Source organism: Spirosoma migulaei (assembly GCF_054776855.1).
The window spans coordinates 90,761-116,660 of sequence record NZ_BAAHBG010000045.1; the positions used below are offsets into that span (position 1 = coordinate 90,761).

Here is a 25,900-nt window from a genome sequence, read left to right on the forward strand (position 1 = left end):
CAAGTAAGTTGCCCGCGCTTCTGGATTCAACGAGTGTCCCACTTCTATAGGTAGTAATGGTTAACCGATCAAATAATTCGAGAGCAAGTACTCCGGCGACTTTGTTGACTGCAAAACCAGCAAACGTACCCGCGGGATATGAACTAATTGGATTTAGGACGGCTATTGAGGCAACCGTTGCAACTGATGCGGTATTGGTAATTGTGGCAAAATCGGTTGTGCTAGTGCTGATTACATTTCCCTCGTCTTGAATGGATGCCCCCACCCCAAGTACCCCCGTTAAGCCGGTTCTTGCCGGATCAATAACTGTCGGAAAGGCGGTATTACTCAATGGGTATGTTGTGTTACATACAAGTGGTTGTGCATCACATAAACGTTTAACAACGGCTCCATAAATGAGCACAGTACCAACGTTAGCGCCTGTTCCTGTTACAGTTAATTTTATTTCATCGAATTTCGTTGTTGTTACTAACCCAAGCGTTCGACGCCCTGTACCCGTTAGTAATGCCGTATTGCCTGCTACAAAAAGGCCACCACTAGCAGCAATATCAGCGGTAGGTGTTCCATGATAGTAAGTCTGTACAATGAAGCCACTTCCTACGCCAAGTTCTAGCAATGATGGATTACTAAGGTCAATACCCGCAAATGTACCCGCTGGGTAGCCATCATCAAGCGCATTTGTTGTTGAGTTGAAGACCTGATCCTGAAGCTTTATAGAGAAATAACCAGTACCTAAAGCAGATGCCGTTATTGCCAGTGATGCGGCATCATTGGTACTGGGACTAATTGCATTGTCTGGATTGATTATAGTCCCAACGCTTAATAACCCGCCAAAACCGGTGTTGTCAGGATTGACAATAGCGGGGAAAGTTGGACTATTCAACGGGGTAGACGTATTGCAAGTCAGCGGTGTATTGTCAGGACCATACCTCCTCATAACCGCATAGTATACATCATACGAAGTAACCACTGTTAACGGGTTAGTAAATGTTATGGATATCTGATTGAAATCCAGTGTTGTATAGAAGCCTACTTCATAAGCGCCAGAAATTAAACTCGAACTTACTCCCAACAGATTAGCACTAGTGCTTGCTTCACGGAACACGCCATTTTTATACGTTCTTATAGTTACTGAGCCAAATAAAGTAGCTTCCAAAAGGGACGAGTTGCTTATAACAAAGCCAGCAAAGTTTTTGGCATTATAAATAGTTGCCGGATTGTTATCACCAACTGTAAGAGAGGAAATTGCACTAACAGCGATGTTTGTCCTCGCAAAGTTGGTTAAGTCATTGTCTATCGCCCTGCCTGGAACATTGGGGCCTAGAACACAAAGGCCTACGTCTCCCTCCCAACAGCTGGCAAGCGTACTGGCATGCGCTTGGGTAACGGAGAAAGGCGTATTAACAAAAGGTGTTGATGTTAACGAATTGGGCGCGCCTAAGCTACTTTGTTGGGCCTTAACCTGAAAACCCAGACATAGTAATAAAAGGAGAGCAACCCAGGTGAGGCAGTAAAAAAAGCGCTCCTTGAGTAAGGAAGTGGAAATTTGTTTCATAAACGTTAGTCATTTAAAAAGAGATGATTTTTGTGGAAACAGTAACCCAATCAATTAATCCATAAACTAAATCTTGATTTAATTTACTAATTGAATTGTTCAGTGCCATAAATGTAGATTACTGTTACCCCAAAGAAAAAAAACATATTATTCGGCAACCTAAGTGTAACCACTTTAAATGTATCAACACATAATCCTATTTATAGCTAATAAGCCTTAAACAGTAGATTATTCTCCTCTCTGGTATTTGATGTAGCAAGTAATTGACAACGACTATATTGGCTCTGTCCTTATCCTATGACCCACCAACCCAATCGCCGTGAGTTTCTGAAGCAGGGGAGCGCGGCTGCCCTTAGTATGACCCTATTTCCGAGCCTGAAACGTAAAGTTGCTCCCAGCGACCGCGTTCGTGTGGCCCACATTGGCCTTAACGGAATGGGGACGAATCACCTGAACTGGTTTGCCAAATTGCCAGATGTAGAGGTAGTCGGTTTATGTGATGTGGATGAAACTCATCTGAACAAAGCGTTGGCTACCTTACAAACTCTTCAGCCCAATACCGTCGCCAAAACATACTCCGATTTCCGTTACCTGCTCGACCGCAATGACATCGACGCTATCACCTGCGCCACCCCCGATCATTGGCATGCTCAGGTAGCCATTATGGCGTTTCAGGCCGGGAAAGACGTATATGGTGAAAAACCGCTCTCCTACAGTGTTCGGGAAGGGCAGAAGATGCTAAAAGCCCTAAATCGCTACGATCGAATTTTTCAATTGGGTACCCAAATTCATGCGGGCGACAATTACCATCGAGTTGTAGAAATCATTAAATCTGGCGCTATAGGTAACGTAAAAACCGTACGGCTTTGGAAAACAGGATTTCCACCCGTGCTTGGTCCGGCAAATTACCAGACGCCCCCGTCTACCCTGAATTGGGATATGTGGCAGGGGCCCGCACCCGTGTCCCTCTATACAACAGAACGCTGCCATTTTACGTACCGCTATTTTCTAGATTACTCAGGTGGCGTGTTTCAGGACTTCTGGTGCCACATTGCCGATGTAGTCTGGTGGGCTATTAATCCTACCGGCCTGAAAAGCATAAGCGCAAAAGGGGAAGCTCCCGAAGGTATTGGTGATGCCCCTAAGTGGATCGATATTGATTACGAATTCGACAATTTGTCGCTACACTGGACCAGCACACCGCCCAATGTGCCAGGTGCGGAGAAAAAAGGGATTGGTGCCTATTTTGAAGGTGAGAAGGGGACGCTTCTATGCGACTACAATACGAGGGAAATTACAATTAATGGAATTGTAATGAATGATATACCCGAAATTCCGATCACAATCGAGCGATCACCGGGGCATCAGCAAAACTTTATTAACTCCGTCAAATCCCGTAAACAGCCCGAATCGAATTTAGCCTACGCCCGGCAAATGACCATGCCTATGCACCTCGGCCTGATTTCATACCGGCTCGGACAACCCTTAGAGTGGAATGCCCGAAAAGAGAAATTCAGGCATAATTCCGCTGCCAATGCATTCCTCTCGCGTGAGTACCGAAAAGGCTGGGATTTGATATAGCTGTCGTTTGACGTTTTTAGTCTGAGGTTCGAAGTTAGCCTGTACGGAAACTTCGAACCTCAGACTAAAAACGTCAAACGACAAGCTAGTACTTAATCATAAATTCACTCAGGTTCATATCGGCCTCCAGATTAAGTTTTTTTCGGAGTCGATACCGTTTTAATTCAACACTGCGCGAGGTGATATTCAGCAGTTGCGCAATCTCCTTAGTGGATAGGTTCATGCGCAAATAAGCCGCAAGTTTCAGATCGCCCTGCCCAAGATCAGGGTACTTCTCCAACAGGTGCTTCAGAAACTGCTCGTGCACTTTATTGAAATTCGACTCAAACAGTTTCCAGTCCTGCTCACTCGAAATATTAGTATCGATCAACGTATTGATGCGCTGAAAATCATCGCCTGGCAACCGGCTTCCCGAGCGGTTTTTCACGCGATTCAGCTCTTCTTTTAACTGAACCAGTAACTCGTTTTTCTGAATGAGCGCCATTGTTGAGTTGGCCAGCTCTTCCGATTTTTGAATAAGGCCCTGCTCTAGCTGTTCCTTCTGAAGCAAGATAATTTTCTGCTGGCTTCGCTCCTCCTGCTGGCGCAGCTTTCGTTCCAGTTTTTTCTGGATTCGATTCTGCTGTACCGCAACGCGTCTTAGGTGCAATTGATACAGGAACCAGCACAGGCAGCCCAGGAACAACAGATAGAGTAACCGACTCCAGTTATTCCAGTACCAGGGGGGTCTGATCTCAAATGCCAGTACACTTTCATGGGCGCTCAGATTCGATTTCAGGTGAAACACATAGTTCCCTGGCGGCAGATTGTTAAACTCTTTTTGCTGCAGAACTGCATACGAAGACCAGGCTTTCATGCTGTTCTCAAGCCAGTAACTGTACTTGACGGGCTGCGTGTAATATGGTGTACAGAAACTGATAAGCAGGTTTGACTGTGCATGTGAAAAAGACAGTAGAGGTAGCACCGAAATTCCCCGAAACGTGTAGCTTATACCAGGATCATCTACGGGTATAATGGTTCGGATAACCGGCTTAGGAACTGAGCCACTCAGATGACTAAATTCGGTACGGGGCAGTAGGGCAAAGCCATTTTCTCGACAAAACGCAATGTAACCTGTATCAAGCGGCACAATTTTTTCAAAGTCCTCAACCCATTGATTAGTCTTAACAGCAATATCATTGGATACACGTCCCTGAGGCTGTGTCCAGGCCACCGACCCATCCTGGCGTAGCAGGAACAAAGTGGAATCAGGCATCGGAAAAATTTTTCGGATACTCGATTCAGCCCATGGGTAACTCGTTTGCGCAGGAACAAACCGATCATGTTGCGGATCATATACGCGTAAGCCTTTGGTTGATGTAACAACCACCCGATTCTGAACCCGGCATAAATTAAGAGCAGGGCTATGAAATTCCGCATCTGCATACATCTTACTCACATCTACCCGGCGTAAATCGGCCGATAATCGCAGGCGCTGTAAGCCCTGATTCGCTGCTTTGTTGACCCAAATATTGCCCTCCCCATCTTCATCCAATTGCCGAACCGGAGCCGAAAACCCTTCGACAGTATGCGAAAAAACCCATTTTCCATACGCATCTTTCTGATAGATGCACAGATTGGTATACGTTCCCTGAACGAGTTTATCCGGATGGTGTTTCAGGCGTGCCAACACCCAGCCACCCGTAATACCCGATAGCAACTGAGCCTGGGCTCCTTCAATTCGAAACGTGCCTTTATTGTGCCCACACAGGAGCTGATCATCCACTACTGTCAAGTCCCATACCTGTCCCTGCGTGCCCGGAATCAATTGAAACAGCCCATCAGCCTGCTTCAGCGACTTATAATAAACACCTTGATTGGTGCCCAAGTACAAATTATCTCGGTATCGGGCCATATCATATACAGTCCCCAGGTCATCTTCATGATCGATAAAATAGCGAATAGGCGAACTGAGGTTGATCAGGTCAATCCCTTTATCTAAACCAACCCATAAATTATGATCGACATCCTGGCACATTGATAGGACAGTGCCATTTTGCAACCCGTTCTTCTGATTGAAATGATAGCGTATCTGCCCATCAGCAGTAGCAATGAGTACGCCATTCAATAGCGTCCCAAATGCATAGAGGTCAGGCCCAATCAGCAGTCCACGATTAAGGCGGTTTTGCTGCATGAAGGCGTTTATTTGAGCGTTAAAAGGCCTAAACTGATTGCCGTCATACCGATAAATAGTCCGTTCTGTACCGATTAAAATATCCCTATCACCGATGGGTAAGATAGAATTGACCGTTTCAGCGCCCAAAAATTCACTTCCTTTCACCAGCGTATACTGATCACCTTGTAATTCATAAAGGCCCTTCTTTAGTACTTCCAGTAATAGTCGATTACGAACCTGATGTACAAACAGAACCGTTGCAGGAGGTTGCAGTAACGTTACCTTCCCCTGCTGGTACCGATAGATAAAGGCAAAAGACTGAAAGATGACGCCCTGAGGTGTTACCAGAATATTCCAGATTTCTTCATTCCGAAAAGCCTGCTCCCGAATTAGCGAGACTAACGAGTGATACACTAACTCACCTTGTTCATTAGGAAACCAATATCCAAACTCGCCAAGAGCGCCCGTGTAAATTCGTCCCTCTTCATCTACGGCTACTGACCGAACTCGCTGCTTCCGGGGTAATTCATAAACTTGCCAGTTACTCCCATCAAATTCAAGCAATCCTTTTGAATTGGCAAAATATAAAAACCGGGTTTTCCGATATTGAGCCACCCCCCAATTCTGATTATAGGCTCCATACACCTGCTTGGTATACTGAATTAACTCTGGCCGACAAAAACTATACGGCGATTGAGCCTGCACAGATCGACCTCCAAAAACCAGCAGAGAACAAATAATAATTCGTATAAAACCAGGCACTATGGAACGGCCCTTAAATCCACTCATGGCAAACACGGAAATAAAGGTATGATGTGATCAAAAGCATCAAAATTAGCCTAAAAAGGGCATTATGATGTGGTAATGATGTAGGCTTATTTTAGGAGCCGAATCATGATCACCCTACTTTTGTGCAAAAAAATATAGGAAAGTTAGTGCTATTTTTTGTTAAGTAGGCAAATGTACCTAAGTAACAAAATCAAGTATTGAATCTGCATTGGCAACGGCTTTACTCAGATCAGTTATGAAAAAACGTTCACTTTATAGGAAATCAACAGGGCTTCCGCTATTGCTTGCAGAGCTACTGTTCTTGTTAACAATTAACTCCGCTCAGGCTGGAGTTGCTCCTATTCGAATAACAGGAAAAGTTACAGATGGCACCTCAAGTGTAGGACTGCCGGGTGTTACCGTACAGGTAAAAGGAACCACAACCGGTACAGTCACTGACGGCACCGGAACATATACCATTCAGGCAGATGACAACGCAACGTTAGTCTTTTCCAGCATTGGCTATCAGAAAATAGAAATCGCTATCGGTGGCCGAACAACGATCAATGTCCCTTTAGTAGAAGACACTAAATCATTGAACGAAGTAGTTGTGGTCGGTTATGGCACGCAGCGCAAATCGGATGTGACGGGGGCAACGGTCACTATAAAAGGCGAGGAATTGATAAAGCAACCCGTACTGACGGCTACCCAGGCCCTTCAGGGTAAGGCCGCTGGGGTCCAGATCATTAGTAGTGGCCAACCGGGCAGTTCGCCCGTTGTTCGGATTCGGGGTACGGGCAGTGCTCTGGGTGGTACCGCTGCGCTGTTCGTTGTGGATGGGGTGCTAACTGATGACATTTCGAACATCAATACGGCCGACATTGTGAATGTTGACGTCTTGAAAGATGCATCGGCCACCGCTATTTATGGCTCACGCGGGGCAAACGGAGTGGTTATCATCACTACCAAGCGCGGCACGGTTGGCAAAATGACCGTGAATTATTCGGGCAATGCGGGTTTTCGGATGCCTTCGTACTTGGTCCCGATGGCCAACTCCACGGAGTATGCCAACTACGTTAGTGCGGCCACGGGCAACATCGTTAGTCCAGGTACGACTTCTACCGATTGGTACAAACAGATCCTGAGAAACGGCTTTCAGCAAAATCATGGCATTTCCATAAACGGCGGCACCGACAAATCGACCTACTTCCTAAGCGCTGGCTACTACACCGATCAGGGGCTTGTGATCGACAATCAATACAAACGGTTTTCGATTCGGGCCAACAACGATTTCACGTTCAACAAATACGTCAAAGTAGGCATATCGGCCTCCTACGCTAACGGCGATAACCAGATTGCCAACCTCGGAACGGCTTACAATGATGCCTACCGGGCTGCCCCGCTCATTCAATCGAAAGAGAATGGAAAGTATGGTAACACCTCGGTTTATCAGAATGTAGGCAACCCACTACTGGACATCGAGAAAAATAACAACCACGCCACAGACAACCGGTTGTTAGGATCGGCTTACCTCGAAATCAAGCCTGTTGACTGGATTACATACCGCACCAACATTGGGGGCGACTGGGTTAACCTGAATACTCGCGAGTACAATTACCAGTTCAACAACGATACAACAACCTTTATCAATCCCGGTGGTAATCAGCGGAATCCCAACAGCAACCTGAAGTTCATCAATACCCGAACCTTTCACTGGACCTGGGATAACCTGATCACCTTCAATAAGAAGTTCGACAAGCACGCCTTGACGGTGTTGGTTGGTACAACGGCGGAGAAATATACACTCACTAGCTTTACCGCCTTCCGGAAAGATGTTCCAGCCGCGCAGAATCTGTGGTATATCAACACCGGGAACGCCAATACATCGACCAACGATGGATCGGGCGATCAATACAATCGCAATTCGTACATCGGTCGGATGAATTACAATTACAACGACCGATATCTGTTCACGGCAACGATTCGGGCCGATGGATCATCCCGTTTCCCGGCCCAGAATCGCTGGGGATATTTCCCGTCGGTAGGCGCGGGCTGGGTAATCAGCAACGAAAGCTTCATGGCTAGTCAGCAGATTTTCGACCTGCTTAAAGTGCGGGCCAGTTGGGGTAAAGTGGGCAACGATCGGATTCCAACCGATGCTTACACCGTAACCGTAGCGCCCAATCTGGCCTATCCCTTTGGTGGTGGCATTGCAACGCCCGGAAGCGCCATCACTCAAATTAAAGACCCGAATGTGAAGTGGGAAACCACCGAAGAAGCTGACTTAGGCGTTGAATTCACTGCATTGAACGGTAAACTCACCGGCGAAGTCAACTATTACAATAAGAAGTCCAGAGATTTGCTGATCAACGTCAAAGTCCCCTCTGTATCGGGGGATGCCGATGGTGTGGTTCTGACAAATGCGGCCTCGATTCAGAATCAGGGATTTGAATTTACGCTGAATTGGCGGGGAAAAATCACGAATGATCTCTCCTACCGTATCGGGGGTAATGCCACCCTGAATCAAAACAAAGTGATTGGCCTGAACGGCGGACAACCGATTCTCGACGGGGGAATTGGAGCCAATCAGCAGTACACCACCCGAACCGATAACGGCCAACCTGTAGGTAGCTTTTATGTATTGCAGGTACTGGGTGTTTTCCAGAATGCCGATGAAATAGCCAATTACAAAAACGCAACGGGCCAGGTCATTCAACCCTCGGCCAATGCGGGTGATTTCAAATACCAGGATACCAACGGTGACGGCAAGATCGATGATAACGACCGGGTATTTGCCGGATCGTACCAGCCAAAAGCCTATTTTGGTCTAAATCTGGGGCTGACTTACAAAAGCTTCGACCTCAGTGTTGATTTCTACGGCAACGTGGGCAACCAGATTTACAATGGCAAGCGCGCATTCCGTCAGGGCGCACTGGACAATGTCGAAAAATCCGTTGCGTATAAGCGCTGGTCGGCGGGTAGTGGTATCCAGACCGAACCAGCAGCCAACAGCGGCAACCTTCCTCCTTCTACTTACTTCATTGAATCGGGAAATTTCGCGCGGATTAACAACCTGACGCTGGGGTATCGCGTACCTGATGCGGTGTTGAAAAAAATAGGTGCCAGCAACGTGCGTGTCTTTGTAACGGGGCAGAATTTATTCACACTCAAAAAATACAGCGGCTTCACGGCAGAATTGCCCGGCTTTAATGCCACCAGCAGCGCCGGTATTGTAACAACAGGTAGCCCAACCACCCAGGGAATTGAATTAAACGCCTATCCAATGCCCAGTACGCTTGTCGCTGGGCTAAACATTGGCTTTTAACTGACTCGACAAACATGAAACGCAATCCATTCCTTTATATAAGCACGGGCTTTGCAGCCTTATTTCTGACGGCTTCCTGCCAGAAAAGTTTTCTGGATGTGCCCGTACAAGGGCAGGCTACGACCGCTACCGACCCTAATCTGGCAATCAACCTAGTAACGGGCGTATATAATAGCCTCTATAACAGCGAGGCATTTGGGGGCGACGGGGGCGATGTCCACGGTATCAGCTTCATTGCCGCAACGAATATCATTTCTGATGACGCCGATAAAGGCAGCTTCGATAGTGACCAGCCGAGCCTGAAGGATATTGACAATTTCACGACGACGCCAACCAATAATTTCGTAGCCGCTTTATGGAATGGCTATTACAGCGGTATTTCTCGGGCAAATCAGGCGCTGGCCGCTTTGGAAACAGCCTCAATAGATGCAGCGACCAAAACTCGGCTTATTGGCGAGGTTCGGTTTATTCGCGGCTATTACTACTTCAATCTGGTCCGTTTTTTTGGCAAAGTGCCCAAAGTTGTTCGGGTGCCTAAAGATGCGCAGGACGCTAACACAGATCCCGCTTTTCAGACCCGCGCCCCAGTCGATACTATCTATTCTGTTATCACGCAGGATCTCCAGTATGCCATTAGCAATTTGCCCTTGCGGGCACAGGCAGGCGTAGGACACGCTAATAAAGGAGCGGCCCAGGCGCTTCTGGCCAAAACGTATCTGTATCGTAAGAACTGGCAGCAAGTACAGGCTCTAACCCAGGAGGTGATTAATTCTGGCCAGTATTCACTAGTACCAGATTACACGATCATTTGGCGATACGTAGGCAATAACAGCAGCGAGTCGATTTTCGAAACCCAGAGTGGCACGTTCAACAATGGCGATATAGCTGTTGGTGGTTATGCCACCTGGCAGGGCCCACGCGTAGGTGGCAAAGGTGGTTGGACTGACTTAGGCTTTGGCTTCGATACGCCGAGCCAGAATTTGGTAAATGCTTATGAAGCGGGTGACAAGCGCAGAGCCTCTACCATTATCACCATCGATAACAGTGGAAAACACGTTGGAACGGTACTGTATGATGGTTTCCGCATTCCCAGTGCCGATTCGGTGCAGAATCTCTATTACAACTACAAAGCCTACGCCAGCGAGAACCCAAGCATAGAACCCTATCTGGGCAACCGCGACAAAAAGCAGAAAAATGTGCGTTTGTTGCGCTATGCGGATGTGCTGTTGATGAACGCCGAAGCCAATAACGAGCTAGGCCAATCGGGAACGGCGATTACGTATTTGAACCAGATACGAACCCGCGCCGGATTAGCTGCCACCAAAGCCGCTTCTCAAACCGACTTACGTACAGCCATCTGGCAAGAGCGCCGGATTGAGCTGGCTATGGAACACGACCGCTTTTTCGACTTAGTCCGCACAGGCCGCGCTGCTCAGGTGATGCAGGCGGCTGGAAAGAATTTCGTCGCGGGCAAGAACGAGTTGCTGCCTGTACCAAGTCTACAAATTCAACTGAGCGGGGGCAAACTGGATCAGAATCCAGGCTATTGATGATTTCTTGCTTTTGTCATCCCGACGCAGGAGGGATCTTCGGGAGAGAATGTTTTTTTGATGCTTCCGAAGATCCCTCCTGCGTCGGGATGACAAAAACGCCAATACAAACGCCTGAATACAAGCATTTTTAATTTAATACAAACCCAATTTCCAAGTACAATTAAAACCAATTAATCATGAAAACGAGACAAATCTCAGCGTGGGTAATGGCAGGGCTGGTAATGAGTGCGGCTTTTACCTCCTGCAAAAAAGACGATGATGTGGCTACCTTGCCTCCTATTGGTGGGTATAACACATCAAATGATGTAGCGGCATCCAACCTGAAAGCTCACTGGACGTTTGATGGAACCAATAATGAAACGATTTCGGGAACTGCTCCATCGAACAGTAGCAATGCTTCATTTACAACAGGAACTAAAGGCCAGGCTCTTCAACTAAATTCTGGCTATCTGCTGTATCCTACTATAACAGCTTTGAGTAGTGCGAGTGCTATACCAAGTGTAACGGTAAGTTCGTGGGTTAAAGTAGCTAATAATGGAACTACCGCTTCTTCTGTATTTGCCTTAACGCAGGCGTTATCTGCACAAGGAGACTGGAACCAGGGACCCCTAAATATGTATGTTGAAACAGGTGCATACAAGGCTGCCAGTGATACTTTACAGCTACATAGTGCTTTCCATACATTTTTAAATGGCAACTATAGCACTGGAGGTGATAATGTTACTGGTTTTGGGCTTGCAGATGCAGGAAAAACCTACCAGATTGTAAAAGGAGCCAATAAATGGGTTCATTACGTCATGGTGTATGATGGTTCAAGCTCTAATATTGATTTATATGCCAATGGCCAGTTGGTATCGAACAGTACGTATAGAAACAGGACTGTAAATGGTGTAGGTATTGGGCCTATCACGTTAGCAACACCTACTCAAGTTGTAATCGGTGCGTGGCCCAACGCAAATGCTGGCTATACCCAATCTGCAGCTCAGGCATGGCAGGGTTTATTTAATGGGTCAATAGACGAAATTCGTGTCTATAACAAAGCCTTGTCAGGTACTGATATCGGCTATTTATATCAACTCGAATCTGCAGGACGCTAATCCCAATAAAAGTACCATCAGGGGCTGTTTTCTTCTGGAGAACAGCCCCTATTACTAACGTTCTGAAAAACTCTGAAATGAATACCACTAAATTAATCGCGCTGCTTCTGGTAGCCACGGGCCTATCCTGTAAAAAAACGCAGGATATTGAGCCGCCCGAATCATTTTACTACCACACCATTCAGGTAGATGGCCAATCATCGGCTAGTGCTAACTTTCAGAATAGTAGTACAAATCCAGTGATAACGGTGTCTTTTTCGGCACCTGTTCAGAAAGAATCCGTTTCTTCAGCTATTCAGTTAACGCAAAAATCAACGGGGGCCTCTGTCCCACTGAACTATACTGTTTCCAGTGGCGATACGATTGTAACAGTAACACCCCAAAATTCGCTTAGCGCACTGACCGCCTATCAGTTTACAGTACAGCCGACCCTGAAATCAGCCCGAAATTCGGTTCTGAATTCAACGGTAAACGCCAGCCTGACAACCTCCTTCGATAACACCGACAAATTCCCCCACATCAGCGATTCCCTCCTGCTTGATCTGGTTCAAAAACAGACGTTTAAATACTTCTGGGATTTTGGGCATCCCGTTTCAGGGTTGGCTCGTGAGCGGAATTCGTCGGGCGATGTGGTCACGTCGGGCGGGAGTGGTTTCGGAATTATGGCGATTCTGGTTGGTGTAAATCGGAATTTTATCACTCGCCAGCAGGGACTAACCCGACTGACAACGATCACGAATTTCCTGACCAACAATGCGAAACGGTATCATGGGGCTTTTCCACACTGGCTTAATGGCGCAACGGGTGCAACGGTTCCTTTTAGTACCAAAGACGACGGAGCGGATTTGGTCGAAACGTCATATCTGATGCAGGGCTTATTGACCGCCCGGCAGTATTTCAACAGTTCGACGAATGCAGATGAAATTGCCTTACGAAAAACTATAAACGCGCTCTGGGATGGCGTCGAATGGAATTGGTTTACCAAGAGTGGTACCGAAACCAACCTGTACTGGCATTGGTCACCTAACTATAATTGGGATATGAATTTGCCCATTCGCGGCTGGAACGAAGCCCTGATTACCTATGTACTGGCGGCTTCATCGAACACCTCGCCAATCCCGAAAACCGTTTACGATATCAGTTGGGCGCAGAACGGGAAGATGGCCAATGGCAATAGCTACTACGGCATTAAACTCCCGCTGGGGCCCGCTTATGGTGGCCCGTTGTTCTTCTCGCAGTATTCTTTTTTAGGGATCAATCCGCATGACCTGACGGATACTTATGCCGATTACTGGCAACAAAACACCGCCCATTCGCAGATTAACTACACGTATTGCAAAACTAACCCAAAACAATATAGTGGCTATAGTCAGGATTGCTGGGGGCTAACCGCCAGCGATCAACAGGATGGTTACTCAGCCCGTGACCCAACAAACGACAACGGTACCATTGCCCCAACGGCAGCCTTGTCGTCCATGCCCTACACGCCTACCGAGTCGATGCAGGCGCTCCGGTTTTTCTATTACAAACTGGGCGATAAAATCTGGAAAGACCAGGGCTTCGTTGACGCCTTCAACCTGACCAATATCTGGTTTGCTAACTCCTATCTAGCCATCGATCAGGGGCCAATTATTGTGATGATCGAAAACCAGCGTTCGCAACTGCTCTGGAAATTATTCATGAGCTGCCCCGAAGTCAAAAAGGGAATGAAAGGCCTGGGGTTCCAAAGCCCAAACCTGAACTGATTATTTTAAACACAGAGATACAGAGGATTTCACAGAGCGCATAAAGTATCTCTGTTTTCTCCGTAAAACCCTCTGTATCTCTGTGTTTACCCAAAAACGACCTATGAAAACATTCTTTCTCTTTTTCCTGACCCTTAGCATTGCCTTTGCCCAATCGAAACCGCCTTACCGGTTAACGGCAACAGATAATGCGTTTTTAGACAGTCTGGAACATGACACATTCCGGTATTTCTGGGACACCACCAATCCCGAAAATGGGCTGATTCCTGACCGTGCTCCCACTCCCTCATTTGCCAGCATTGCCGCTGTGGGCTTCGGCCTGACATCATACCTGGTGGGTGTCGAACGCGGCTATATCACCCGTGCACAGGCTGTCGAACGAACACTAAAAACACTCCGTTTTTTTGCAAAAGCTCCACAATCCGACAAAGCAATGGGCGTAACAGGCTATAAAGGCTTTTTCTACCATTTTCTGGATATGAAAACTGGAGAGCGTTTCAAACAGGTCGAATTGTCCACCATTGATACAGCCCTCTTGTTGGGCGGCATTTTAAGTTCTCAGACCTATTTTGACAAGAATACACCCGTTGAAATCGAGATCCGTCAATTGGCCGAACAGATTTATGGACGCGTAGACTGGACCTGGATTCAGGCGCGCCCACCGTTTGTATCAATGGGGTGGCATCCCGAAAAAGGCTTCATTCAGGCTGACTGGAAAGGCTATAACGAAGCCATGTTGCTTTACGTGCTGGCGTTGGGGTCGCCTACGCACCCGGTTGGCAACGATGTATGGACCGCCTGGACTAAAAGCTACAATTGGGCCAACTTCCAAGGGCAAGCCCACGTAAATTTCGACCCTTTGTTTGGCCACCAGTACTCTCACGTCTGGATTGATTTCCGGGGTATTAAGGACAAATACATGCAGGCGAAAGGCATCGACTATGCCGAAAACTCACGTCGGGCTACCTATGCCAATCGCACTTATTGTCTGACCAATCCAGCTAAATGGCAGGATTACAGTTCAACCATCTGGGGATTAACCGCCTGCGATGGCCCAAAAGATACAACTGTAGCCGATCTAAATTTCTTTTCGTACCGGGCGCGGGGGGCTGCCATCCAGCAAATAGTCGATGATGGTACTATTGCGCCTACAGCGGCCGGAGGTTCGGTCGCCTTCGCTCCTGAAATTTGTCTGCCTGCCCTTAAAGCGATGAAAACAAAGTATGGTAGTAAGCTATATGGTCAATATGGTTTTCGAGATGCCTTCAATCCAACCTATCGCTATCCATCGGCCTACGCGAATGGGTCTACAGCTAAAGGATGGTTTGACATAGATTATCTTGGCATCGACCAGGGTCCGATTTTGTTAATGGCCGAAAACGCCCGAACAAATTTCGTCTGGAATCTAATGAAGCGTAACCCACATATCCAGAAAGGATTAAAACGCGCCGGATTTACGGGTGGTTGGTTGAAGTAGAAACGTTTTTGTCATGCTGACGATAGGAAGCATCTTAAGGTCTCCTACCGAAGATGCTTCCTATCGTCAGCATGACAAAAACAAATCCTGGTTCTACCGCGTCTTATTCCTCAACACAATCAATGGGATATGCGTATCCCAGGTTGGTTTCAAACCTTCCTGAATGATAAATGTCTTCGAGAAGTTGCCGAGCACTACATCTGCATCGCCATCCTGATCGACGTCGTTTACATCCATGCAAATCCATCGTCCATATGCGCTGATGGGCATGGCATGTGGACGAAATTGTAACGGCTTTTGCTGGTCAAAAATCAGACAACTTTCAGACTGATTATCCTTAAAATCAGCGAAGAAAGCAATCGTTGCAATATCCAGATCGCCATCCTGATCGAAATCAGTAGCGACGGCTTTGGTGCAACCGTTTATAGGATAGAAATAAGTCTGTTTGTAGCGAAAATCACCCTGATTGAGATAGATGTACACGCCGTGATAGGGCTTCAGGACTTTCGAATAATCGCTGTTATCACCACAGGTGTACAGTATATCCAGACGACCATCTTTATTAAAATCAACCAACTGGAAACTGGTTGAGCCATACACCGACGGGAACCGAAGCAGATTTCGTTCGGTGAATCCCCCTTTTTTGTCATTTAGAAACAGCCAGACACCCTCGTCGGCATGAGCAAATAAAACCATCAGATCGGGCCAGCCATCGGCATTAAAATCCCTGACCACCGCCTGACTGGCTCCGGGCACTTCCTTAATTGGCAGTTTCGTAAACTGGTGATTCGGCTGCTGCTTCAGCCAATACAAGCCACCTTTCAAATGCCCAAATCCGCAAACCAGCCAGTCGGTCAACCCATCTTTGTTAAAATCGGCGGGTATCGATTGGAGCGGTCGGGGCAAATCCGTAGCAACCGTTAATGAATCAACACCCTTCCGGCCAGACAGTTCGAGGGTAATCAGTTCCCCTTTCGAGATGTCGGCGGCCCGCATCGTACCTAACATAGTGAACAGCCCGCGTTCGTTGCCGGTTGCATCGCGAAAAAATCGCGCATCGACAGCTGCGGAATGAAGCTGTTTAAACAACGTCGGTTTTAGATGCCGGTCCCAACGGGTTAAGTCGCTTCGGAACGCATCACTTGAGTACAACTGGTGCCCGATGGTATCCATAGCCACCAGCGTTGTCATAGCCGTTTGCGACGTATCGACTTGTGGTTTTTCTACCGAAAACACAGCCCAGTCGCTCACAACGGCTTCAGGCTTATCAATAGGTTTCAGTACGTTGGGAGCAAGCGCTTGATAATAGGCCATTAACTTCTCCCAATTGTTGTGCGAAATAGCCGCTTTTGGTCCGACGTAATACAGATTTCCAGGATAGACCTCCAGACCCAGGTTTGGCGCCATTGCGGGTAGAACATGCTTTACCCAGGTTTCTTTATCCAGCAAATTGGGCGATGGCAAGGCGTGGCATGAGGCACAATGCTTTTCTGCCAACCGTTTTCCTTCTGCTAGTACAGGGTCATTTTGGGCTGCCTCATTACCTGATTGGCAACTACCGATGATTATGCCAATGGCCGCAACGGGCAGAAACCAGCTATAATATTGAGAAAGAGATCGGTTTGTAAAGATCATTATCGCAGCAAAAATAAATTTCGCAAAAAATAGAACGCTGATTTTTATGATTTTCAAGAGCGATTATGATTTTAAAATCATAACAGTATCATATTGATCATAAAAATCAGCGTTCTACAGATATCTAACTACTGCCGCTCCCTACTAAATTCAGCATAAATGCATACTCCAGGGCAATCTCTTTTAATGCCTGGAAACGGCCCGATGCACCACCATGTCCGGCTTCCATATTGGTATGAAGCAACAACTGATTGGTGTCCGTTTTCATGGCCCGAAGCTTGGCTACCCATTTGGCTGGCTCCCAGTACTGCACTTGCGAATCATGCAGTCCCGTGGTTACCAGCATATTGGGATAGGCTTTCTTCTCAACATTGTCGTAAGGCGAATACGACAGCATATAGTCGTAGTATTCTTTGTTTTTCGGATTACCCCATTCTTCAAATTCGCCGGTGGTGAGCGGAATACTTTCGTCGAGCATCGTCGTAACTACATCCACAAAAGGTACAGCCGCAACAACACCCCGGTACAGTTGAGGTGCCTGATTAATAATTGCCCCCATGAGCAAACCACCTGCGCTACCGCCCATAGCAAAAAGCTTATCGGCACTGGTGTAGTTGTTTTTGATGAGGTACTCCGACACATCCACGAAGTCGTTAAATGTATTTTTCTTCTTGAGCATCTTACCGTCTTCGTACCATCGGCGGCCCATTTCCTGCCCACCCCGAATATGGGCGATAGCGAAAATAAACCCCCGATCGAGCAAACTCAGGCGCGTCGAGCTAAAGCCCGGATCGGTCGAGTAACCGTAGGAGCCATACGAATATTGTAGCAAAGGTGATGAACCATCCTTCTTCGTCCCTTTTCGATAAACCAGCGAAACAGGCACCTTAACCCCATCTCGGGCAGTGGCATACACTCGCTCCGATACGTAATTATTCTTATCAAATCCACCCAGAACCTCCTGCTGTTTCTTAAGCGTTTTCTCCTTCGTATCCATGTTATAGTCGAAGGTCGAGTTGGGGGTTGTCAGAGACGAGTAACTATACCGCAGGATGTTCGTATTGAAATCAGGATTATAACTAATACCAGCCACATAAGCTGGTTCACCGAAATCGAGGTATTCATCGACCTTTGTCTTCTGGTTAATAACCCGAATATTGGTCAGTCCCGCTTTACGTTCACCCAGAACAAGATGGTTGGCAAACACGTCCATATTGGCCAGATATACATCAGGCCGATGGGCAATCACTTCTTTCCAGGCCGTACGATCCGTCGTTTTACCTTCCGGTACTTCCATCAGCCGAAAATTCTCCGCCTTCCAGTTGGTACGAACGTAGAACTTGTCTTTGTAATGCACAATGTCGTACTCATGACCCTTTTCGCGCGGCAAAAACACGGTAAATGCGCCGGTGGGTTTGCTGGCTTCCAGTAATCTGTACTCGGTTGAAACGCCGTTGTGATCGGACCCAATGATGATATATTTTTTGGATTTCGAGCGACCCAGGTCCATATAAAACTGGTTGTCTTTCTCTTCGTAGACCAGCACATCGGTCTTCGGATCAGTACCCAACACGTGCCGATACACTTGATAGCCGAGAAGCGTTTGTGGATCTTTTTTGATATAAAAGAGTGTCTTGTTATCCGTTGCCCAGGCAAAACTTCCACCTTCGGTATTTGGAATGGCTTCCGGGTATAGTTTACCTGTTTTCAGGTTTTTCACCCGTAACGTATAGAGTCGTCGGCTTACGGTATCCTCCGCAAAAATGGCCAGCTCATCATTATCCGACACCTCATACCCACCGAGTTGATAATAGTTATGTCCTTTCGCCAGCGCATTTCCATCGAACATAATCTCCTCAGCGCCTTGTAACGAGCCTTTCTTTCGGCAGTAAATAGGATATTCTCCTCCGGTTATGAATCGGGTGTAGTAATAATAATCACCCTCTTTGTATGGCACCGACTCATCCTGCTGCTTGATACGCCCTTTCATTTCCTCAAACAGCTTAGTCTGCAAGTCCTTTACGGGAGCCAGCACCTGATCGAGGTAGGTATTTTCAGCGTTTAAATACTTGATAACCTCCGGGTTTTCGCGTTCGTTGAGGTAGTAATAGTTATCGATCCGTTTATGGCCGTTCGTGATCAACTCTTTCGGTTTGATAACGGCCTTGGGAGGATTTACTGTTGGGGTTTGTGCCTGAGTCATGCTATGTAGCGTGAGAAAAAAAATGAATTGTAGACAAGTCCGTTTCATAAGGGGGACGTCGTTTCAGTTTGTTTCGGAAGATTGCTGTAAAAATAAGGTTTTCTTTAACCGCAAAGACGCAAAGGAAAGCGCAAAGGTGGCAAAGGGTATATTTACTTTGCGACCTTTGCGCTTTCCTTTGCGTCTTTGCGGTTGAAAAATCATGATCGAACTCGTTGTTGCCCATTATACCGAAAATCTGAACTGGTTGCGAAATCTGCCTGCTGGTTTGACAAAGACGGTCTATAGCAAAAGCCCCGATCCTGTGTCGGAACATACGGTTATTCCACTACCTAACGTTGGACGTGAGGCACATACGTATTTACATCACATTGTAAATCGCTACGACTCCCTGGCCGAGTGGACTGTTTTTTGCCAGGGCAAGCCCTTCGATCATGCCTACGATTTCAAAAAAACACTGCGTGAACTGGTAACCGAACCCTTATCGTTTCAGGTAAAAGAGTTTCACTGGTTTGGTCACCTGATTGATACCGACGATAATCTGGGGCACCGATTATTTCAGCCGTGGAGTAAAAATGACGATGGCCGTGGGCTAGATCTGGTTGGGTTTCACCGTGCCCTGTTTGACAGCGATGGACCAATGCTTTACACGTTTGTGCTGGGCGCACAATTTGCTGTTCATCGCAACCTTTTGCATCAAAAACCCGTATCGTTTTATAAACGGGCACTTGAGGTATCTGTTTCGTTTCCTGATGCCGCCCATTGTTTTGAACGGAGCTGGGATAAAGTTTTTACTGTACTAGGAATTGATCCTGGCTGGCTGGCTGGACGATTAACCGTTCAACTGAAGCCAATGAGGCATCAACAGACCGATTAGACTCACTATGAAGTGAGAATTGCCTTAAACTGCTAATCAAACGGAGCCTCACTTCCCTTGATTAACAGCAATTTAAAAGCAAGCGATTAGAGGAAACCAAATCTAAAATGGCGTTTCGTACGTAAATTTTGTACTTTTTTTTCAATTCGTCCGAACGCTTTTATGGGTTACTGCGTCTAATCATTCGGCATCGAAAATCAGTTATCCTTTTTGTATCTTTAGCAAAGAATCCTACCACCCATCCTCTCATGGCCCGGACATTTTACGTGCCCCGATTTCGGCTCGTGCTGTTCTGTATCGGTACTGCCGGTACGCTCACTGCTTTTTACCCCGACAAACTTTCTTTCCAGAAGGCATTTACCCGTATAAACAAAGAAGTAACTGAACACAGCCGTGCGTACGAAACGCTCGCCAAAGCCTCTCAACAGGTCGGTCACCGGCTCACGGGCAGCCCCAACGGCACACGTGCAGAGGCCTATGCGTTCGACTTGCTGGCATCTTATGGTTTTAAAGAAGTTCGCTACGAGCCGTTTGAGGTAGAAGCCTGGATGCGCGATACGGTTACCCTCTCGATTGCACCCAACAAAAGCGATAATTTCCGGGATGTATCTGTAGTTTCTCTGGCGCATTCACCCGTAGAGGCACATGTACAGGGTGAGATTGTGGATGTTGGGAATGGATTGGAAGGCGACTTTGCGGCCTTGAAGGGTAAATTAAAAGGTAAAGTTGCCCTGGTCAATATTGGTTTAGCAGCACCTACCAAAGGAGCCAGAAACCTTCACCGCTCCGAAAAAACAGCACTCGCTATTCAATACGGAGCCTCTGGAGTTATCATGGTCAATCTGGTGCCGGGCAACGTATTATTGACAGGTACAGCCTCCGTAACGGGTAAACTGATTTCAGTTCCATCAGTCTGTATCTCACTCGAAAGTGGGGAGGCTATTCGATCCTGGATGCAGGAGGAACACAGCCCTCTGCTGGCTCAGATTAATATGACGAATACTAGCCGGAAAATCCGGGCTCGTAACGTAATTGCTACCCTGAAAGGCTCTAAATATCCTGACGAAAAAATCATTGTTGGTGGGCACCTGGACTCTTGGGATCTGGCCACGGGTGCCATTGACAACGGCATTGGCTCATTTGCGATCATGGATATTGCCCGCACCTTTAAAGCCTTGAAACTGAAACCAAAGCGTACCATTGAGTTCGTTTTGTTTATGGGCGAGGAACAGGGGTTGCTGGGCTCAAAAGCAATGGTTGAGAACCTAAAAAAATCCGGTCAACTGGACATGGTTCGTTATATGATGAACCTGGATATGACCAACGACCCAACGGGCCTGAACGCATTTGGCCGTACGGACATGGTCCCCTTTTTGAACGCTGTTGGCGAAACCATGAAAGAGGTCGAACCTGTATTTGCCAATCAGATGCAGAATCAGGCTGGTTTGCACTCCGATCATCAGCCATTCATGCTCGAAGGTGTGCCGGTAGTTGGCATGAACGGCCATCTGGCCCGAGAGGTGCTTGATTGTTACCACGCTAACTGCGATCGCATGAATCTTGTCAACGCCGATCAACTCAAAAATACAGTCCGGTATTCAACCATGCTCTTATACGCTCTGGCTGATGCTGACGCGATTCCGACGAAACGGCAAACCGACACCCAAACCCGTGACTATCTGGTAGCCCAGGGCCTACGGACACCGCTGCAAATTGCCAACGAATGGCGATGGAAAGAGTAATTTTTTAGGGAAAGACAGATTTGGTATCGGTCTGGCAGCGATGTTTTTGTTTATTTGTACTACCATCGTGACCTAACCCAGCCATGGCCAAAAATACATTCCGTCAGCCCGAACGGGTCGCCAAACAAAAGCAACAACGGCGCAAACTCAAACTGGCATCCTGGCTCAATGATGCCATCGGCCTGGATCGACTTTTCGGCGAAGATAACGCCTGGCCAATTCAACACATTGACCGCATTTTGTGGGTCACATTTCTGCTCATCCTTTATATTGGCCTGAACCACAATGCTGAACGCCTGGTCCGGCGTATTCAACGCACCAAAAACCAGGTCGATGAACTGCGCTCTCAGTTCACCGTTTTACAAGCCGATTTTAATAAAAGCGGCAAACAATCTGAAATCAGTAAGCATGTTGTAGGTCTTGGCCTGGCTGATAGCCAAACTCCACCCCATAAAATTGTTGTCAAGTCAGATGAACATTAAACAGGACATTATACAGCGGGCAAATCACGTTTTCTACGTCGTGATTGCTCTGGCGTTCGGCGTTATGGTTCGGCTTGTTTATGTACAGTATTTGCAAACGTTCAAAGGCAAGTTCTGGCGTGAGCGCGTACAGGAAACACTCATCCGGCGCGACACGATCCCGGCTATGCGTGGAAACATCTACGCAAACGATGGAAGCCTACTGGCAACGTCGCTACCCACTTACGTGGTTGGCCTCGACCCAACCATGGCCAAACCCGAATACTTCACAAAAAAAATAGATTCGCTGGCCCTCTTGCTCTCCCGAATTTACCGGGACCGTTCGGCCAACGATTATAAAGACGATATCATCAATGCCCGTATCCACAAACGTCGGTATGTACTGTTGAATCGTCGGCGGGTAACGTTTAAGGAGCGGCAGGAGATGCTAAAATGGCCGTTTTTTCGATCCTCTCCCAAAGTTGCGGCAAGAGGTGGTGTTCTGCGTCCTTATTACGAACGGTATCATCCTTATGGTCAGATGGCCGAACGGACTATTGGCAACCTCAATGCCAAAACCAACCGGGGTCTAATTGGCCTGGAAGCCAGTTTTCAACCCGCGCTGGCGGGTAAAAACGCTGTTGGTCTGGTTGAGGTTCTATCGGGTGGTATCCGTAAGCCTGTTGAAGATGGCCCGGATATGACGCCAGAGCCGGGCATGGATCTGTACACAACGCTCGATGTTAATTATCAGGATATGGCTGAATCGGCGTTACGCTCGGCTCTGGAGAAATACAATGCGTCTAAAGGTTGTGTTATTGTCATGGAGGTAGCTACCGGCGAAATTCGGGCGATGGCTAACCTTACGAAACAGGGCAACACCTATGTCGAAAACTTCAACCATGCGCTGGCCGATCGAACGGACCCCGGCTCAACTTTCAAGCTAGCCACTATGATGGCGTTGATGGAAGAAAAAGCCATTTCGCTCGACCAGTTGGTGGCCACTGGTGGAGGCTCTGCAACCTATAACGGGCTTGGCATTCACGACGCCAGCCGGGTTGGTCATGGAACAATTACCGCTCGGCAGGTATTCGAGAAATCGTCAAATGTGGGCACGCACCTGCTTATGCGCAGCTATTTTTACAAACGACCCGATCTGTATTGCCAGTACCTGCGTCAGTTTCACCTGACTAAACCAACGGGTATCCACATGAAAGGTGAAGCCGTACCCGTTGTTCGAAATCCCGACATGAAAGGCTGGAGTAAGGTCTCGTTAACGTCAATGTCGTACGGCTACGAGATGCAGATTACTCCCTTGCAAATGCTGGCCTTTTACAATGCCGTAGCCAATAATGGCAGGTGGGTACGCCCCGTTATTGTCAAGCAGATCAAACTCGCGAATGAGATCATTGAGGACAATAAACCGTACGTAGTTCCGGAGCCGATAGCCTCACCAGCAACGATCCGGAAGGCGCAACAACTGCTGCGCGGTGTGGTTGTTCAGGGCACTGCTAAACACATTAATAACCCCTATTACGCCATTGCCGGGAAGACAGGGACAGCCCAGAAAATTGTGAATGGGCGGTATCAGGTTGGAAAATACTACACCTCGTTCATTGGCTATTTCCCTGCCGATAATCCAAAATATAGTATGATTACGGTTGTCGATAGCCCTCAGGGAGATAATATAGATTTATTGTATGCTGGTGCTGTAGCAGCGCCCGTCTTCAAGACGGTAGCGGATCGAATTGTAGCCTACGATTATCGGATTCATTCCCCAATACGGGCTCGCACATCGCAGCCACGCTCAACAACAGGGATGATGGCCGGTTATGCCGACGACTTGCATACGATTAGCTCGGCACTTAATATTACCAACGAACCCGCTACCGAAGGCTGGGTTGAATCAACATCCGGTGGACGCTGGAAATCGCGGCCAACTCGCCCTGATCAAGTGCCTGACGTACGAGGATTAACCCTTCGTGATGCCCTGTTCCTGCTGGAAAACCGTGGTTTCCGGGTATCTGTTGAAGGTAGGGGAAAGGTGAAAGAGCAATCCGTTTCGCCAGGAATGGAGACGGCGAAAACGGCAGGCAAAGCTATAACACTGCGGCTAGGGTAGCAATTGTTTACTTTCAATGAAAGGACTTTTCGATCAAATTAGGTAGTCCCACGCGTAAGCCGTTTTTTTGCAGACGCCAAACGAACGTGCTGTTCGTTATATCCGTATGCAACTCAAAGACCTCTTCTATAAAACTCCTCTGCTGGCTACATCCGGCAGCATGACTACTGAGATTACAAATCTGACGATGGACTCGCGTAAAGTGGGTCCAGGCAGTTTGTTTATAGCCATTCGTGGCACCCTTACTGATGGCCATAGCTTTATTGAAGCGGCCATTCGCCAGGGAGCAGCCGCTATCTTATGCGAAGAGCTGCCCGCTGAGATTAACTCCTCTGTGGCCTATGTACAGGTGCAGGACTCGGCCCGGACAATGGGATTAGCAGCTGCTAATTTTTACGATCATCCCTCCCAAAAGCTCAAACTAGTTGGTGTAACAGGGACCAATGGCAAGACATCCGTTGCAACCCTACTCTTCCGACTGTTTCGCGGATTAGGCTATCGGTGTGGGTTGTTATCTACGGTTCAGAACCAGATTGATGATGAAGTAATTCCGGCAACACATACCACACCCGACGCCATCACCACCAATCAGCTACTGACAAAAATGCGTACCCATGGCTGTACGCATGTATTTATGGAAGTCAGTTCACATGCGGTTGTGCAGGAACGTATTGCAGGCCTGACGTTTGCCGGTGGTATTTTTACGAACATCACCCACGATCACCTCGATTTTCACGGGACTTTCGATAACTACATCCGGGCAAAAAAAGGATTCTTCGACCAGCTTCCGTCATCCGCCTTTGCCTTAACGAACGTTGACGATAAACGGGGTCTGGTGATGCTTCAGAATACCACTGCACGAAAAGAAACCTACTCGTTACAAACACTGGCTACGTTTAAAGGTAAACTCCTGGCCGATAGTCTGTTTGGACTGCACATGTTGGTCGATGCGCGCGAGGTATGGTTTAAACTTATTGGCCGTTTTAATGCCTATAATCTGTTAAGCGTGTATGGAGCGGCCGTTTTGTTAGGTGAGGAGCCAACTGATGTATTAACCTTACTATCTGGCATTACTCCACCGCGGGGTCGATTTGAACAGGTTGTTTCAGACAACAAAATTGTGGGAATTGTCGATTACGCCCATACGCCTGATGCGCTGCAAAACGTATTGGAAACCATCAACGGTCTGCGCCAGACAGACGAACAGGGTCGCCTGCCGCAAATCATTACGATTGTTGGTTGTGGGGGAAATCGTGATGCAGCCAAACGGCCTATTATGGCCGGTATTGCGTGTAAATTCAGTACCCGCGTCATCTTGACTTCAGACAATCCGCGCAACGAAGACCCGATAGCCATTTTAGAGCAAATGCAAGCTGGTGTTCCCCCCGTTGATGTAAAGAAAACGCAAACAATTGAGGATCGGCACGAAGCAATACGTCAAGCGGTTTCAATTGCGTATCCGCACGATATTATTCTGGTTGCTGGTAAAGGCCACGAAACCTATCAGGAAATCAAAGGCATCAAATACGACTTTGATGATAAGGCCGTGTTACAGGAGGCTTTTGCAGAACGCGGAAATCAGTAACTTTGGCAATCAATTATGA

Annotated in this window: 15 protein-coding genes; 11 read left to right on the forward strand and 4 right to left on the reverse strand. The window is 47.5% G+C overall.

The annotated features are described in order from the left end of the window. Positions 1-1,555, reverse strand: a 1,555-nt coding sequence (locus ACYVGO_RS36990) for a hypothetical protein (RefSeq protein ID WP_460973833.1), incomplete at its 3' end; no start/stop codon positions are given. Between the two features lie 297 nt (positions 1,556-1,852). On the opposite strand from ACYVGO_RS36990, the gene ACYVGO_RS36995 reads away from it, so the two are divergent. Next, positions 1,853-3,136, forward strand: a complete 1,284-nt coding sequence (locus ACYVGO_RS36995; RefSeq protein ID WP_460973835.1) for a Gfo/Idh/MocA family protein — start codon at positions 1,853-1,855, stop codon at positions 3,134-3,136. Between the two features lie 85 nt (positions 3,137-3,221). On the opposite strand, the gene ACYVGO_RS37000 is transcribed toward ACYVGO_RS36995, so the two are convergent. Continuing rightward, the gene (locus ACYVGO_RS37000; protein WP_460973836.1) at positions 3,222-6,080 is read right to left on the reverse strand and encodes a ligand-binding sensor domain-containing protein; all 2,859 of its coding nucleotides are present in this window, start codon (positions 6,078-6,080) and stop codon (positions 3,222-3,224) included. A 235-nt stretch (positions 6,081-6,315) separates the two neighbouring features. Here ACYVGO_RS37000 and ACYVGO_RS37005 point away from each other — a divergent pair, with 235 nt between their 5' ends. The 5 genes from ACYVGO_RS37005 (at position 6,316) to ACYVGO_RS37025 (ending at position 15,256) form a co-directional block, all read left to right on the forward strand. After that, the gene (locus ACYVGO_RS37005) at positions 6,316-9,384 is read left to right on the forward strand and encodes a SusC/RagA family TonB-linked outer membrane protein (protein ID WP_460973837.1); all 3,069 of its coding nucleotides are present in this window, start codon (positions 6,316-6,318) and stop codon (positions 9,382-9,384) included. Positions 9,385-9,398: 14 nt separating this feature from the next. Then, positions 9,399-10,934, forward strand: a complete 1,536-nt coding sequence (locus ACYVGO_RS37010; RefSeq protein ID WP_460973839.1) for a RagB/SusD family nutrient uptake outer membrane protein — start codon at positions 9,399-9,401, stop codon at positions 10,932-10,934. Positions 10,935-11,113: 179 nt separating this feature from the next. Further along, positions 11,114-12,034 carry a LamG-like jellyroll fold domain-containing protein gene (locus tag ACYVGO_RS37015; protein WP_142770704.1) on the forward strand — a complete coding sequence of 307 codons (921 nt, stop codon included), beginning with the start codon at positions 11,114-11,116 and terminating at the stop codon, positions 12,032-12,034. A gap of 77 nt (positions 12,035-12,111) precedes the next feature. Continuing rightward, complete coding sequence (locus ACYVGO_RS37020; RefSeq protein ID WP_460973840.1) at positions 12,112-13,779, forward strand: glucoamylase family protein; 1,668 nt, start codon at positions 12,112-12,114, stop codon at positions 13,777-13,779. A gap of 103 nt (positions 13,780-13,882) precedes the next feature. Next, positions 13,883-15,256: a glucoamylase family protein gene (locus ACYVGO_RS37025; RefSeq protein WP_460973841.1), complete on the forward strand. Its 1,374-nt coding sequence runs from the start codon at positions 13,883-13,885 to the stop codon at positions 15,254-15,256. 93 nt (positions 15,257-15,349) lie between these two features. Here ACYVGO_RS37025 and ACYVGO_RS37030 read toward each other — a convergent pair whose 3' ends face one another. Both ACYVGO_RS37030 and ACYVGO_RS37035 read right to left on the reverse strand, forming a co-directional pair. Beyond that, positions 15,350-16,891 carry an FG-GAP-like repeat-containing protein gene (locus ACYVGO_RS37030; RefSeq protein ID WP_460973842.1) on the reverse strand — a complete coding sequence of 514 codons (1,542 nt, stop codon included), beginning with the start codon at positions 16,889-16,891 and terminating at the stop codon, positions 15,350-15,352. Positions 16,892-17,015: 124 nt separating this feature from the next. Beyond that, complete coding sequence (locus ACYVGO_RS37035; RefSeq protein WP_460973843.1) at positions 17,016-19,094, reverse strand: S9 family peptidase; 2,079 nt, start codon at positions 19,092-19,094, stop codon at positions 17,016-17,018. A 202-nt stretch (positions 19,095-19,296) separates the two neighbouring features. Here ACYVGO_RS37035 and ACYVGO_RS37040 point away from each other — a divergent pair, with 202 nt between their 5' ends. The 5 genes from ACYVGO_RS37040 (at position 19,297) to ACYVGO_RS37060 (ending at position 25,881) form a co-directional block, all read left to right on the forward strand. Next, complete coding sequence (locus ACYVGO_RS37040; protein WP_460973844.1) at positions 19,297-19,971, forward strand: DUF3431 domain-containing protein; 675 nt, start codon at positions 19,297-19,299, stop codon at positions 19,969-19,971. 248 nt (positions 19,972-20,219) lie between these two features. Further along, positions 20,220-21,713, forward strand: a complete 1,494-nt coding sequence (locus ACYVGO_RS37045; RefSeq protein WP_142770698.1) for a M20/M25/M40 family metallo-hydrolase — start codon at positions 20,220-20,222, stop codon at positions 21,711-21,713. 83 nt (positions 21,714-21,796) lie between these two features. Beyond that, a complete protein-coding gene (locus ACYVGO_RS37050; RefSeq protein WP_142770697.1) occupies positions 21,797-22,195 on the forward strand; it encodes an FtsL-like putative cell division protein in 399 nt (132 codons plus the stop codon). Continuing rightward, positions 22,185-24,296 carry a penicillin-binding protein gene (locus ACYVGO_RS37055; protein ID WP_142770696.1) on the forward strand — a complete coding sequence of 704 codons (2,112 nt, stop codon included), beginning with the start codon at positions 22,185-22,187 and terminating at the stop codon, positions 24,294-24,296. Before ACYVGO_RS37050 ends, ACYVGO_RS37055 begins: the two co-directional genes overlap by 11 nt. 106 nt (positions 24,297-24,402) lie before the next feature. Then, a complete protein-coding gene (locus ACYVGO_RS37060; protein WP_460973846.1) occupies positions 24,403-25,881 on the forward strand; it encodes a UDP-N-acetylmuramoyl-L-alanyl-D-glutamate--2,6-diaminopimelate ligase in 1,479 nt (492 codons plus the stop codon). Positions 25,882-25,900: the final 19 nt, after the last annotated feature.

What these genes read in the sequence shown, in the direction of transcription:
- ACYVGO_RS37010 (WP_460973839.1), top strand. Translation starts at nt 9,399, where the DNA reads ATGAAACGCAATCCATTCCTTTATATAAGCACGGGCTTTGCAGCCTTA.
- ACYVGO_RS37060 (WP_460973846.1), top strand. Translation starts at nt 24,403, where the DNA reads ATGCAACTCAAAGACCTCTTCTATAAAACTCCTCTGCTGGCTACATCC.
- ACYVGO_RS37015 (WP_142770704.1), top strand. Translation starts at nt 11,114, where the DNA reads ATGAAAACGAGACAAATCTCAGCGTGGGTAATGGCAGGGCTGGTAATG.
- ACYVGO_RS37050 (WP_142770697.1), top strand. Translation starts at nt 21,797, where the DNA reads ATGGCCAAAAATACATTCCGTCAGCCCGAACGGGTCGCCAAACAAAAG.
- ACYVGO_RS37040 (WP_460973844.1), top strand. Translation starts at nt 19,297, where the DNA reads ATGATCGAACTCGTTGTTGCCCATTATACCGAAAATCTGAACTGGTTG.
- ACYVGO_RS37045 (WP_142770698.1), top strand. Translation starts at nt 20,220, where the DNA reads ATGGCCCGGACATTTTACGTGCCCCGATTTCGGCTCGTGCTGTTCTGT.
- ACYVGO_RS37035 (WP_460973843.1), bottom strand. Translation starts at nt 19,094, where the DNA reads ATGACTCAGGCACAAACCCCAACAGTAAATCCTCCCAAGGCCGTTATC.
- ACYVGO_RS37000 (WP_460973836.1), bottom strand. Translation starts at nt 6,080, where the DNA reads ATGAGTGGATTTAAGGGCCGTTCCATAGTGCCTGGTTTTATACGAATT.
- ACYVGO_RS37020 (WP_460973840.1), top strand. Translation starts at nt 12,112, where the DNA reads ATGAATACCACTAAATTAATCGCGCTGCTTCTGGTAGCCACGGGCCTA.
- ACYVGO_RS36995 (WP_460973835.1), top strand. Translation starts at nt 1,853, where the DNA reads ATGACCCACCAACCCAATCGCCGTGAGTTTCTGAAGCAGGGGAGCGCG.
- ACYVGO_RS37030 (WP_460973842.1), bottom strand. Translation starts at nt 16,891, where the DNA reads ATGATCTTTACAAACCGATCTCTTTCTCAATATTATAGCTGGTTTCTG.
- ACYVGO_RS37025 (WP_460973841.1), top strand. Translation starts at nt 13,883, where the DNA reads ATGAAAACATTCTTTCTCTTTTTCCTGACCCTTAGCATTGCCTTTGCC.
- ACYVGO_RS37005 (WP_460973837.1), top strand. Translation starts at nt 6,316, where the DNA reads ATGAAAAAACGTTCACTTTATAGGAAATCAACAGGGCTTCCGCTATTG.
- ACYVGO_RS37055 (WP_142770696.1), top strand. Translation starts at nt 22,185, where the DNA reads ATGAACATTAAACAGGACATTATACAGCGGGCAAATCACGTTTTCTAC.